At 38.6% G+C, this 13,387-nt stretch carries 9 protein-coding genes; 7 read left to right on the top strand and 2 right to left on the bottom strand.

Going from position 1 to position 13,387, the window contains the following annotated elements:
* Positions 1–125 precede the first annotated feature (125 nt).
* Both RRY75_RS04715 and RRY75_RS04710 read left to right on the top strand, forming a co-directional pair.
* Positions 126–965 (top strand): ABC transporter substrate-binding protein, encoded by an 840-nt coding sequence (locus RRY75_RS04715; protein ID WP_332528289.1) that lies wholly within the window; start codon positions 126–128, stop codon positions 963–965.
* Positions 966–1,099: 134 nt separating this feature from the next.
* Positions 1,100–5,233, top strand: a complete 4,134-nt coding sequence (locus RRY75_RS04710) for an AAA domain-containing protein (RefSeq protein WP_332715830.1) — start codon at positions 1,100–1,102, stop codon at positions 5,231–5,233.
* 132 nt (positions 5,234–5,365) lie between these two features.
* Here the strand turns inward: RRY75_RS04710 and RRY75_RS04705 are convergent, their stop codons facing one another.
* Positions 5,366–7,225, bottom strand: a complete 1,860-nt coding sequence (locus tag RRY75_RS04705; protein ID WP_332492086.1) for a glycoside hydrolase family 20 zincin-like fold domain-containing protein — start codon at positions 7,223–7,225, stop codon at positions 5,366–5,368.
* Between the two features lie 124 nt (positions 7,226–7,349).
* Here RRY75_RS04705 and RRY75_RS04700 point away from each other — a divergent pair, with 124 nt between their 5' ends.
* The 5 genes from RRY75_RS04700 (at position 7,350) to RRY75_RS04680 (ending at position 11,045) form a co-directional block, all read left to right on the top strand.
* A complete protein-coding gene (locus tag RRY75_RS04700) occupies positions 7,350–8,174 on the top strand; it encodes an AraC family transcriptional regulator (protein ID WP_332492084.1) in 825 nt (274 codons plus the stop codon).
* 39 nt (positions 8,175–8,213) lie between these two features.
* Positions 8,214–8,405, top strand: coding sequence for a hypothetical protein (locus tag RRY75_RS04695; RefSeq protein ID WP_332492082.1), 192 nt, complete (start codon positions 8,214–8,216; stop codon positions 8,403–8,405).
* 4 nt (positions 8,406–8,409) lie between these two features.
* Positions 8,410–9,315 carry a 1-phosphofructokinase gene (gene pfkB / locus RRY75_RS04690; protein WP_334309709.1) on the top strand — a complete coding sequence of 302 codons (906 nt, stop codon included), beginning with the start codon at positions 8,410–8,412 and terminating at the stop codon, positions 9,313–9,315.
* Positions 9,303–9,452 (top strand): PTS sugar transporter subunit IIA, encoded by a 150-nt coding sequence (locus RRY75_RS04685; protein ID WP_332492140.1) that lies wholly within the window; start codon positions 9,303–9,305, stop codon positions 9,450–9,452. The genes pfkB and RRY75_RS04685 overlap by 13 nt, the downstream gene beginning before the upstream one ends.
* A gap of 126 nt (positions 9,453–9,578) precedes the next feature.
* Positions 9,579–11,045 carry a sulfatase family protein gene (locus tag RRY75_RS04680; protein ID WP_332492078.1) on the top strand — a complete coding sequence of 489 codons (1,467 nt, stop codon included), beginning with the start codon at positions 9,579–9,581 and terminating at the stop codon, positions 11,043–11,045.
* A gap of 686 nt (positions 11,046–11,731) precedes the next feature.
* On the opposite strand, the gene RRY75_RS04675 is transcribed toward RRY75_RS04680, so the two are convergent.
* On the bottom strand, positions 11,732–13,387 hold a 1,656-nt coding region (locus RRY75_RS04675), incomplete at its 5' end, for a bifunctional diguanylate cyclase/phosphohydrolase (protein ID WP_332715826.1).

Here is a 13,387-nt window from a genome sequence, read left to right as displayed (position 1 = left end):
GGTTTTGTAGGAACCACAACAGTCGAATACATGAACTTTTAAAGTAAGATTGGGTTTAAAGGAAGACTTAAGATTTAAAGAAATCACTAAAATTTAAATAGATTACTAAAAGAGAAGGAGCTTATATGGAAACAATACATTTACATCACACCAAAAAAAATCCCTTAATTATTCCAGCCCTTATTGCCAAGCAGAGGGGCATCTTTGCCAAGCGCGGCTTAGAAGTTGAACTGGACCTAGCGGAAGACTTTACTTTTGATGGCAATAGTCCTTTTAGAGAGGGCAAGTCAGATGCCATGATGGGAGACTTAACCTTTTTCTTCTATATGTTAGAGCAAGGAAAGAAGGCAGTACTTACTTCAAATCTTACACGAACGATTCATCTCGTGGGACGTAAGGGACTTACTCCACCGTATAAAGGGATAAAAGTAGGGGTTAACCGTAAAGGGTTATTCCGACTCTATTTAGAAAATGATTTGAAAGCATTAGTACCTGAGGCACAAATCGTATGGCTTAACAACTCTTATGAACGTATACAAGCTTTAGAGTGTGGGGAGATTGACGCCCTTGTAGCTATTGAACCTTTTGTGAGTGACCTGACAGACAAGGGGCACACCATTCTTTGGAGTACAAGAAGTAGCGACAAAAATTTGGTGATGTGGGCATTTGATCAAGACTTTTATGAAAACCATAGGGAGAGTGTATATGCTTTTCATGAGGCATTAGAAGAAGCTGGGACCTACTTTAATGGTCTAAGTGGAGAAGGAAAAGTGAGACTATGTCATGAGGAACTTGGCTATCTGGAAGCTTTTGCAAGTCGTATGAGTCAGTTCAACTTTGAGCCTCAAGCACCTATTCGCTTAGAGGATTTTAAGGTATGTATGGAGTGGATGTACCGTGAACAAGAAATCACTCAGTTATATGAGGACACAAAGTTAATTAAAAATTTAGGCAAAACTTACTAAAGTCATGAAAAGTCCTTTTTCTTACGTCAAAATTTATGATACACTGAAGAGGTTGCAATGCTAAATCTTACCTATTTAAATAAAGCGAAATATAAGACTTAAGATTAAACTAAACAAAACGGAAAGAGGACAAGATGGTAAATAACAAGATGGACAAAGTAACCAATCTCTATACTTTCTTAAAAGCTTACCACAGCATGAAAACGCCTGTGATTGCCAACGAGGAGGAGAGGGAGTGGGTAGAGCCACTTCAAATGTGGTCAAAACATATTTGTATACAAGAAATGTGGCAACAACAAGCGTTAGACCAACCCATTTGCGTTGTTCAAAAGCCAACGGAGGCTATGCTTGAACAAGATGAAATTGCAAAACGCGTAGAAGAGATTTACAACCGTTTATACAGCGCATATAGTAGGCTCAAAAAGGAGCCAGAACTTCTAGAACTGGTTTATGGAAATGGACAAGTGCGCATGGAAGGTATGGGAGAGATTAACCATCCTCTTATTTTACAAACGGTTAACTTAATGTTTGATGCAGAAAATGAAACGTTTGCTGTGGGTCTAACCAACAGAGCACCAGAACTTTACCAAGGGCTCTTAGGCCTTGTAGATGGATTAGAAGAAGAGGGTATCATTGAGCTTATTAAACTTTTCCAAGCGGATGGCATCAGTCCATTTGAGGGGGAAAGGGTAGCTGCATTTTGCAAAGAAGTCAGCAGTAAGATTCAAGGAGACCAAGGCGTAGAGGTGGTAGCAAATTACCCAACTTTATTCCTTAGAAAGAAACAACTAGGCTTCCAAATAGCACTAGATGGTATCTTGGAAGATTTACAAACGCGTAAGCAAATACCACCTTTTATTGCAGATATTGTAGGTGAAGGGGATGCAGTACGTAAAAATCAAAATTCTAAAGAGACCATGAAAAAGTTAGCTTTAGACGTGAATGGGATTGACCAAAAGATCTTATTCACCAAGCCTGCCAATAAGGAGCAGTTACTTGTAGCTAAGCACCTAGAAAGAAATGAAGCAGTACTTGTACAAGGCCCTCCAGGAACAGGCAAGACCCATACCATTGCCAATATGATTGGACACCTTTTAGCAGAAGGTAAGCGTATTTTGGTAACGAGCTATAGTGAGAAGGCATTGGCTGTAGTGAAAGACCAGGTGATACCAGAGCTTCAAACCCTTTGTATTAGCTTGATGCAAGATGCAGAAAGCCGTAAGGCACTAGAAGATACTTTAGAAGGTATTCATCAAATTCGTGCAACCCTTGAACGTAGTGAACTTTCAAGAAGGGTAGCCATGCATGAGAAAAATCGTGAAGCATGTATTCGTACCCTAGACAAGCTTGTTGGAGAGTTAAAAAACAATAAGTTAATTGAGTACACCCCTGTTAAAGTAGCAGGTAAGAGTTATAAGGCCTTAGAGGCTGCTAAATACATAGATGAAAAGCGAACAAATTGTGAGTGGCTTATGGGACCGGTAAGACATGGCTCCATCTTGCCTCTTGGGGAAGATAAAGTACAAGAGCTTTACCATATTAAGGATACCTTAAGTCAAGAAGATGCGCTAATCTGTGGTTTAGAACTGCCAGAAGGTGGTATGCTTACACCAGATAGCTTCAAAGACTACATTGTGGCGGAAGAGCACTTTAAAAAGTATAAGACACCTAAATGGATTAACTATTTCAAAGAAGATGAAAGCCTATACGAAGTAGAAGCGTTGAAAGATTTGATTGGCAATATACAGCTTATTCAAGAGCAAGTAAGCGTAGAAGATGCATGGGGGATGGCTGTTTTAGAGGCAGGGAGAGAAGATAAAGCCAAAGAACAATGGCAAACCTTAGCGGTTCAAATCAAAGAACTTTATCAACTGAGCTTAACTTATGCAGATGAGATGATGGCATTAGAGCCACAGATTGCCAAGGTAGACGATAAGCTTAAGCCATTAGATCTTTATAGCCAAATTAATCAAAAGCTCCAAAGTGCAGGCAAGCTCTCTAAGATAACCCTTCTCTTAAATCCTCAAATGAAGACGATTATTCAAGCAAGCCGTGTAGGCAACAAACAGCCTGAGACGATGCAAGACTTTGAAGCCCTTATTCATTACATGGTGCTTAAAGAAAAGAGAGAATCTCTTAAAGGCAGATGGGAAAGACAGATGGTACCACTCGGGGTGCAACCTACTGACAAGATGGAAGCACCTTTTGAGCTGACTTGTCAAAAATATGGAGAAGCTATTTTAAAATATTTGGATTGGTATAAGAAAAAATGGCTCCCAGTTGCAAGGCAGCTTGAGCAATATGGTGTAGATGTAGAAGGGATTATGGAACAACAAGACTACACCAAGTCTGAGCATGGACATGTACATTTCCTATACCACACTGTACTTAAAGAAGTTTTAGAAGTGTTAGAGTATCAAGTGGCAAGGTGTGAAAAGACGCAAGTTGCTAAAGAAAAAGAAGCTTATTCTAAATGGATGAATGGACTAGAATGTACAAAGGAAAGTCCAATTTTGACCCAGTTAAAAGTAACGCTTAGAAGTAAGGATTTAGAACAATATACAACAGGCTACGAAGCATTTAGGCAGGCACGTGAGAAGCAGACACAAGTCAAGCGTAAGGCAGAGCTCTTAGACAAGCTTGCTTTTGCAGCGCCAGGATGGGCCAACTACTTAGAAGCCTTCAAAGAAGAAGGCGAAGAAATTATTGTGCCAACTGGGGTAGAAGAGGCATGGCTGTGGCGTCAACTGGTAGACATTTTAGCCAAACGCCATGAGCGTACCGCGCGTGTTATTAAAGAAGAGATGAAAGAAGTAGAAAGACGCTTAGCGTACCATACCAAGCAACTGGTGTGTGACAAAGCATGGTTACATAAGTTAGTTGATTTTGATGCCAACCGTAGTGAGATTCAAGCGATAGAAGGTTGGAAGCAACTGATCCTTAAAATGGGTGCAGGAAAGGGCAGAAACCGTGAGATTCTTAAGCAAGAAGCCAGAAAGCTTATGCCAAAATGTCAAAAGGCAGTACCTGTATGGATTATGCCACTCGACAAAGTAGCAGAACACTTTGACCCTAGAGAAAATCAATTTGATGTGGTTATTATTGATGAGGCAAGTCAAGCAGATGTGACAGCCCTCATAGCCCTTTACTTAGGTAAGCAAGTCCTTATTGTAGGGGACGATGAGCAAGTAAGTCCATTGGCTGTTGGTGAAAATACAGAAGAGACAAGCCGTTTGATTAAAACGTACTTAGAAGATATTCCAAACCATTATCTTTACTCAGGAAGGTTCTCTATCTATGACTTAGCCCAACTTTCAGGCTACCAACCTGTAAGGCTTAGGGAACACTTTAGATGTGTGCCAGAACTCATTGGTTACAGTAACCAACTGGCCTACAAAGACCAAATTGAACCCCTTCGTGAAAACTCCAAAGTCTTTAAGCCAAGCCTTGTGACTTGCTACTTACCAGAAGGGCAAGAAGAGGAGCAAATCAACCAAGTGGAAGCAGAAGCAATCGTAGGGAAAATCCTTGCGTGTTGTCAAGATGACAAGTATACAGGCAAAACATTTGGGGTCATTAGCTTAAAAGGTGAGAAACAAGCATCCTATATTGACAGTCTCCTCCAAAAAGAGATGACAGCCAGAGCTTATACGAAACGTAATATTCTATGTGGCGGTCCAGCTCACTTCCAAGGGGATGAAAGAGACGTTATCTTTATTTCTATGGTAGATGCAAAAGGAGACAAAGACACCTTGCGTCTTATGACTTATGGTGCAGACAACTTGTACAAAAAGCGTTACAACGTAGCCATGAGCCGTGGTCGTGACCAAGTATTCATTATGCACTCCTTTAATCCAGGGACAGACTTAAAAGAAGAAGATATTCGAATAGCACTTTTTGACTACTGCAACAACTGTGGAAAAGATGCCTCAGAAGATACCCTTCACTTTGAAGAACCACTTGTACCGTTTGAGGCTGAAATGAAAGCGCGTCTTGAGGGGTATGGCTTCAAAGTAAGAAGTCATACCCACTCAGGGGCACTACTTACAGGTCTTGTTATTGAAGGTGAGACAAAGGAAGTACGTCTTGTATGTGAAAGTGAGAAATATCAAGAAGGTACAGCTTTAGAAGAAGAAATCAACCGACTAGCCGTACTTGAACGTATTGGCTGGGAGATGGTCTATATGAGTGCATCTTACTACTACCAAAACCCAGAAGAGGCCATGGCACAGTTAGTAGCTGAAATTCAAGAAAAATGTAGGGTGTAGAAAGTTGGAACACTAAAAAGTGAAAATTAGAAAGTAAAAAAAGAAGCGTCTTGTTTATGACACATGGAAGTGTTGGATAAACAAGGCGCTTTTATTTTTGTTTATTCGGTTGTTTGAGAGAGAAGAAGACGCTTAAGCGATATTATCTCTAAGGTATCCACTCATATAGGCAACAACTTCACGAATTCTGTAAAGTTCACTTTCTTTGTTACGTGCTCTCCAAATAGAAGCATATTGTGTAAACCAAGTTTCAAGAGCAGCAGCAAGTTCTACTTTGTTCATAGTTGGAACGGCTTCTGGTGTGCCTACTTTATCTTGGATTAAAGTAAGGACAAAGTCATCTACAACTTGAATGCCTTTTGCAGCGATTAAGAATTCTTGCATATCAAAGGTGTTGTGACGGATTGAGCCACTAAGTGCAAGTAAGGATTGTTCTACAGTTAAAGCAGTTTGGTAGCCGTTTAAGATACGTTCTACATTGAAGCTGCTAAGGACTTCCACTTCATCATGTTTATTATGTTGAAGTTCTTTCCAACGTACCACTTCTGACCAACAAGCACCTTGACGACCAGATAATTGGTGAAGGAGACTTACAAGTGTTTCAGAAGTATCGCCGTACTCAAGACGAGAGATTGCTTGGTAAGTCTGAGTAAAGTCAGTTTCTTCAGTTTGAGGATTCCAAGAAAGGTTTGCACCATGAATCATACCAGGCATAGAGTTTGCAAATAAGTTTACATGTCCATAATCGCCCCAGTCTGTGTTAAGAAGGCCAGTTGCACCATGTTCTCTACCATGCTCAGCCATTCTACGAATGTTTTCGAAGGCATTCCACATAAGGTTCATGAGCATACTCCAACCACCTACACCAGGACATACATATTGTTCACGACCTGTTTCGGCAATAGTTTTTACAGAGTGGTCACCACAAGTTGAGCTGTAGTCCCATGTAAGGCAGACAACATCTTCAGGAATTTCGCTTAGTAGTTCTGGGTGGTGAAGGATAACATCTCCCCAGAACATAACTTTTTTGTCATGTTGTTTTACACAAGTAATGATTTTGTTGAGGAAGTCTACATAGAGTCTACCAGATCCAACTTCATCTGCTTTTTCTTTACTACGTCCACGACCTAAGTCGAAAGTTTCATCACAACAAATGTTGAATTGGCTAGAACTAAAGAGTGGAATAAATTCGTTAAGCATTTTTTCTACTAATTCAAAACTGCCTTCTTCTAATGTATTCAAGGTATGATGTGCCATACGGTCTACAAAAGAGTAGTCTGGCAAGTTGGCTGTATCAATTTCACAAAGATGGTTGAAAGATTTACTTTTTAAAATCTCGTAGAAGTGACCAAAAGTTGAAAGAGAAGGTACAAGTTCTACGTGACGCTTTTGACAGTATTGGTCTAAAAGTAAAATTTCTTCAGCTGTAATTGGATCTTTATCCATCCATACTTCACTAAGACCAGCAAAAGCAAAGCTATGTTCTACATAAAGTTGGATTTGGTTTAATTTATAGAAAGCTGCACGGTCTACTAATTCTTTAAGGGTTTCAAGTGTCGCTACCTTACCACGTGTTAAGTCATGGTAGAAACCACGATTTGCAAAGTGAGGTTCATCAGCGATCTCAAGAGCTGGTACAACAGCACCGGATTGACGAATGATTTGACGTAATGTTTGTACCCCATAGAAAATACCAGCACCAGTAGAAGCTGTGATTGTAACAGCATCTGCTGTAATGCTTAATGCATAAGCTTCTTTGGAAAAACCAGCTTTTTTCACAAATTGAATCGTACCTTGTACATTTTGCGCATGAAAGCTTTTGCTAATAGGAAGCATAAAGCTCGTAGATTTTTGAATTTCTTCTTGAAGTGTAACGATTGCATTTAAGTCGTCAAAGTCACAAGTTGCATCTAATAAAAGACAAGTGGATGGCTTAAGAATAAATTGACCTTCAGCAAGGTTTAGGTGTTTTGGCTGTGGTAATAGATACATGATGTTCTCCTAAATTTTTATTTATAGATAATGTTTGTTGCTAGATTCATTATATAGTTTTAAGATAGATATAAAAGCATGGATGTTGCTTAATATTAACACAATATTGCTCAAGGAGAAAAAGATGAAAGACATTGTTTATGAACAGCATTGGCATGACGACCCGAAGTTTCCTATTATTTTTCACTACGATACACTTCATAGATATAACGAAAAATTTACGATGCATTACCATGAAAATATAGAAATCCTTTATTTTGTAAAGGGGAATGGCGTAGCAACTTGCGGGGCAAACCATGTGGAGGTAGGACCGGGTGACTTACTAGTAGTCAATTCTAATGAGTTGCACTTCCTGTATACGACATCTACAGAATTAGATTATTATTGCCTTATAGCAGACAAAAGTTTTTGCGAAAGTTTTCAAGTAGATGTAGAGGATATGATGTTACAAAACTTAATTCAAGATCGTGAGCTTGTAGGGAGTATGGAGCGGATTATTATAGAAATGGGTGAAAGGCAGAAGCATTATAAGTCAGCCGTACAGGGGTTGGTGATTGTACTTCTAACTCAGTTTTATAGAAACTATAGCCTCAATCAAAGAGCCGTATCCGATACAACGTGGAACCATAAGATGGATACTGTGAAGAAAGCCATTGTATATATCAAAAATAACTTTACCAAGACACTCACTATTGATGAGCTTTGTCACCATGCAGGCTTTAGTAAATACTATATGTGTCGCACTTTTAAGGAAATTACAGGACAAACCGTAGTTGGATACATCAATTTCTTGCGCTGCGACTATGCGAGGCATTTATTAAGCTCAGGGAAATATAATGTAAAGGAAAGTGCAGAAAAATGTGGAATTCCTAATTTATCCTATTTTACAAAAACCTATAAAAAGTATATGGGCCATTTACCTTCACAAGCGAATCAGGAAGTGCATTAAATCTACTGGCGGTAATGGGTATGGGGGCAGTGTCAGAACTTGAAAAGTATCAATTTACAAAAGGCTTCTTTGGAAAAATGTAACGAAGCCTATGTTTTAGCAGATATAAGTAAGGTAGATGCAGTTAGTTTTGCCAAGCTTAAACAACCTATATTAATAACGAACGCCAGTATTTCGCCCAAGTTTTATGAACAGACAACAATTATAGAGGTGGACAATAAGTATGAATAAACCAATGATTAGTACAGTAACACTCAACCCATCGATTGACTATTTAATAGAAGTAGACTACTTCAAAGTGGGTGCAGTCAATCGAACAACAAGAGAGCAGATGTTCCCGGGTGGAAAAGGGATTAATGTATCTATCGTACTCAAAAACTTAGGGATAGATAACAAGGCACTTGGCTTTGTAGCAGGCTTTACAGGGCAAGAAATTGGAAGACTTGTAGAAAAACATGGTGTATGCAGTGATTTTATTACATTAGAAAAAGGCTTATCTCGTATCAATGTGAAGCTTAAAAGCGAGGATGAAACAGAAATCAATGGAAATGGACCAGCTATTTTAGACCAGCACATTCAGGCACTTTATAGCCAAATTGATACATTACAAAGAGGGGATATACTTGTGCTTGCAGGAAGTATTCCATCTACAGTACCAAGTGATATCTACAAATGTATGATGACAGACTTTAAAGCAAAAGGGATTCTCGTTATAGTGGATGCTACAAAAGACTTATTGATGAATGTACTAGAATGTGGACCATTCCTCATCAAACCCAATCACCACGAGTTAGGTGAACTCTTTGGAGTAGACATTACCACACAAGATGAAGTTGTAGTCTATGCTAAAAAGCTTCAAGAAAAAGGTGCTAGAAATGTACTTGTATCTATGGCAGGGGATGGGGCAGTCCTTGTAAGTGAAACAGGTGAGGTGCTTAAACATCCAGGCTTAAAAGGTGAAGTGAAAAATTCAGTAGGTGCTGGGGATTCCATGGTAGCTGGATTTATTGCAGGTTATATGCAAGATGGAAGTTATGAACAAGCTTTTAAAATGGGTGTTGCAACAGGTAGTGCTTCAGCCTTTTCATACAACTTAGCAACACAGGAAGAAGTAGACGCTCTTCTTGAATTGTTGATTTAATCCCCAAAGAAGGCTACAAACAAGGTATTTTAACAAGAGAATCACAAAGCACAACAGGTATTGGTGATGGGATTGCTATTCCACATGCCAAATCAGCATCTGACAAACTATATTATGGGACTTTCTTTCATCACTGAAGGGGCAATCCCTACTAAGGAATAGCTAATGGTTTCAAAGATAGACAGATAAATATAGATAAACTTATAATAGTATAGTAAAATATACACATAAATATAATTTGTACAATTTACTGGGGGATAAACATGAAAAAACCAAATATCATTTATATTTTAGCAGATGACATGGGTTATGGAGATATTTCTTATTTAAATGAGAAATGTCCTTTTGAAACAAAGTATTTTGACCAAATAGCCAGGGAGGGGATGTGCTTTACGGATGCGCATTCTACATCAGCCGTTTGTACACCTTCACGCTATGGTATTTTGACAGGGCGTTATAACTGGCGCTCGAGATTAAAGTCAGGTGTAGTAGGCGGTTATACACCTCACCTTATAGAAGACGGAAGAAAGACAGTAGCCAATTTGTTAAAAGACGCAGGTTACTACACAGCATGTATTGGAAAATGGCACTTAGGGATGGATTGGCCGTGCAATGGTGAATTTGTGAGTGTACCTAACTTTGGTGTAGTAGAAAATGTAGATTATAGCCAGCCTATTCAAAAGGGACCAGTGGATTTTGGCTTTGACTATTACTATGGCATTAGTGGCTCGTTAGATATGCCACCTTATGTTTATATTGAGAATAAACATGTGGTAGAAGTGCCTACAAGGACAACAAGTGATACAGGTAAGCGTTTCTGGAGAGAAGGACCTACTGCACCAAACTTTGACCATGAGCAAGTATTACCACAGCTTACTGACAAGGTACTAGAAACGATAGAGGCGCATCAAGAAGAACCCTTCTTCATCTATTTTCCACTTCCAGCGCCTCATACACCTATTTTGCCAACTAAAGAGTGGTTAGGTAAGTCAGGTACCAATGAATATGGTGATTTTGTAATGATGTGTGATGCTATGGTGGGGAAGGTATTAGACAAGATTCAGGCATGTGGGCTAGAAGAAGATACTATTGTCATTTACACATCAGATAATGGATGCTCACCTTGTGCGAACTACAAAGAGCTTGAGGCAAAAGGGCACAATCCAAGTTATATCTTTAGAGGCACAAAAGCTGATATTTATGAAGGTGGACATCGTATCCCGCTTCTTATCAAATGGCCACAGGCTATTCCAGCTAGAAGTCATTGTGAAGAACCTGTTTGTCTTGTAGACTTGATGGCGACAATGGCAGAGGTGTTAAGTATCACTTTGCCAGATGATATGGGAGAAGATAGTGTAAGTGCATTAGGTTTGTGGAAAGGTGGAAAAGACTATGCTAGAGAAGCTGTAGTGCATCAAAGCATAGATGGATCACTCTCCATTCGAAAAGGAAAATATAAATTAGAAATGTGTAAAGGTTCAGGTGGTTGGAGTGCACCTATGCCTGATTCTAAAGAGGAAGAAGCGTTATCTACATTCCAACTTTATGATTTAGAAGCAGATGTGAGAGAGCAACACAATATTTACGACCAACAGCCAGACGTTGTACAAGAGCTTCGCACCCTTTTGACACGTTATGTCAAAGAAGGACGTAGTACACCAGGCGTACCTCAACAAAATAATGGGGCAGCCGTATGGTCAACAATTCGTTGGATAGAGGAAGAAGCATAGAAGTATGGACATAAAACAATAAAAAAGCACCAAAAACCATCCTAAGGACAGTCCTCCCTCTTGTGCGTCAAACGCAGACTGAACTTAAGATGGTTTTTGGTTTAGTGGCAAACTACAAAAGGCTTTAAAAGCTTAGAAGCCTTCAACTTGGTTAAAAGAGTTAGGTCGTAGGCATATTTGAAAGTCTGGGCTCGTACCTGCTAGAGTTATGAGAGAACGGCAAATGAAAGAGGTATCTTATACGTATCATAGCGCGTTACCCAATAGTCCGCAGCTCATAAGTAGTGCTTCAAGTTATGCTGTCTGACTGGGGCTTTTATGAAGTTGAATGCTACATTTAAGCATAGAGTAAGCTGATCATGTAGTTAGATATTGCCCCGAATCTATTTTTGCCACTTTTAATTTGAAAATAGATTCAGTTGCCTAAGAAGAAGCTTGTCCACTTTCAGAAGAGGGAGCAACTAGAAGTTTCAAAACAACCTTCTTAGTGGTATAGAAGTGTACACTTGTCTAGAATGGTGTATAGTTCTATACTTTTATATTGGATAAAAACGTTGAGTAAAACCTTATAATTTAATAATACAGCAAAGAAATACAATAATCAAGTAAAAAATTCTAAAAATTTTATTATTATCATAATATATAAAAAGTTAGAGTGAAAGTAGTGCAATTTGCCAAAAGATAGATTAAAAGTCAGATTTAGTCTGAATCATAGCAATGAAGCAATCTGTAATTGCTGGGTCAAATTGAGTTCCTTTACAATTTTTGAGTTCTTCAATAGCTTCTTTGTATGACTTTCTTGTATTATAAACACGATTAGAGGTCATGGCATCAAAACTATCTACAATGGTCAGAACCCTAGCAAGATAAGGAATATCTTCACCGTGTAAACCATCTGGGTAACCTTTGCCATCGTAGCGTTCATGGTGATGTCTAACAAGCGGTCTAGCACTTTGTAAGCAATCCACATATTGAATAGCCTCTTCACCTTTTATAGGATGCTGTTTAAGCTCTAGCCATTCGTCGTGAGTAAGAGGCATCTTTTTGATTAAGATAGATTCATCAATATCGATTTTACCAACATCATGCATATACGCACCACATACTAACGTTTTTGCATCGTTTTCATTAAGGTCTAAAGAATGAGCTAAGCGACGACTGTATAAGACAACACGCTCCACATGGCCATAGGTATAACGATCTTTTATATTAATCATATTCACTAAAGTTTTCATAGACGTCAAAATATCTAAATCCTTTTTAGGAATGTTTTTTTCAAGTTCATCTAAGATAGAGCTATAAGTTTCTACTCGGTTTTTATCAAAGAATTTAGCACGATAAAGTGCATCATCTGCACATTTAATCAGCTCAATGCTATCTTTAGCTTGCTTAGGATAAGTAGCAATCCCAACAGAAACCGTTAGTATTCCACTAGGTTGGTTGTCTTCGTTTTTAAAAGGTGTAATCTCAACAGTATGACGAATGCGCTCAGCCATCTTGGTACCTTCTTCGTGATCATAGCCTGGTAGAAGAACAGCAAATTCTTCCCCACCATATCTTGCAACAGTGCCCTGAGTATCGAGCGTACTTTGTAAAAGTTGTCCCATTTGTGCAAGAACTTGATCGCCATCCAAATGCCCGTTCAAGTCGTTATAGCATTTAAAGTAATCAATATCAATAAATAGTACAGTTAAAGGTTTTTTTGTAAGACGTGCTACATCAAATTCCTTCTCAAGTTGCTCATAAAAAAAGCGATGATTGTAAACTTGTGTTAGACCATCATAGTTGACCATCTTTTCAAGCATTGTAATATGATCACGTTCAGCTTCTACATAGGTGCCAAGTATCCAGGCGGTCAGCATAAATACACCGGTTAAAGTCAGGTCATTTTCAAAGTAAGGATTGATCGTCATACCTCGTGCGACATATAAATCCATAGATAAGATAGCAAAGGAAGAAATGCTAGCAACATAAAAACCTTTTTTGTGTCCAAGTTGTATCGTTGCTGTAATAATAATAAAGATAAACATAAATTTATTAGGACTGTTAACGCCTCCTGAAAGTAAGATAAGCATGAACACAAAAAATCCTAACAGGAAATGCTCCATAAGAGCGAGTGTATTCAAATAATGAGATTGCAAAGTGCGCTTAGTAGTAAAAGCCCAGAAAAAATAGAGAAGTCCTAAAATCAAAGTAATAAAAAAAGAATAGGGTAATAAATAGCCTTGAGAATAATCAAAAGTAGTCAGGTTTTGGAAAGTAATCACTGTAGGAAATAATAAACAAGCTAGTTTAACAATGGATAGAAGTTGCTTAATACGATATTTTTTAAACTCTTGAGG

It is taken from the genome of Niameybacter sp., from assembly GCF_036655075.1.
Classification (GTDB): Bacteria; Bacillota; Clostridia; order Lachnospirales; family Cellulosilyticaceae; genus Holtiella.
Note: the sequence above shows the minus strand (reverse complement) of the source record. Positions and strands in the feature narration are given on the sequence as shown.

Bases quoted from the DNA above. Each gene is read 5' to 3' on its own strand.
- RRY75_RS04710 (WP_332715830.1), top strand. From the start codon at position 1,100: ATGGTAAATAACAAGATGGACAAAGTAACCAATCTCTATACTTTCTTA.
- RRY75_RS04715 (WP_332528289.1), top strand. From the start codon at position 126: ATGGAAACAATACATTTACATCACACCAAAAAAAATCCCTTAATTATT.
- RRY75_RS04705 (WP_332492086.1), bottom strand. From the start codon at position 7,225: ATGTATCTATTACCACAGCCAAAACACCTAAACCTTGCTGAAGGTCAA.
- RRY75_RS04680 (WP_332492078.1), top strand. From the start codon at position 9,579: ATGAAAAAACCAAATATCATTTATATTTTAGCAGATGACATGGGTTAT.
- RRY75_RS04700 (WP_332492084.1), top strand. From the start codon at position 7,350: ATGAAAGACATTGTTTATGAACAGCATTGGCATGACGACCCGAAGTTT.
- pfkB (WP_334309709.1), top strand. From the start codon at position 8,410: ATGATTAGTACAGTAACACTCAACCCATCGATTGACTATTTAATAGAA.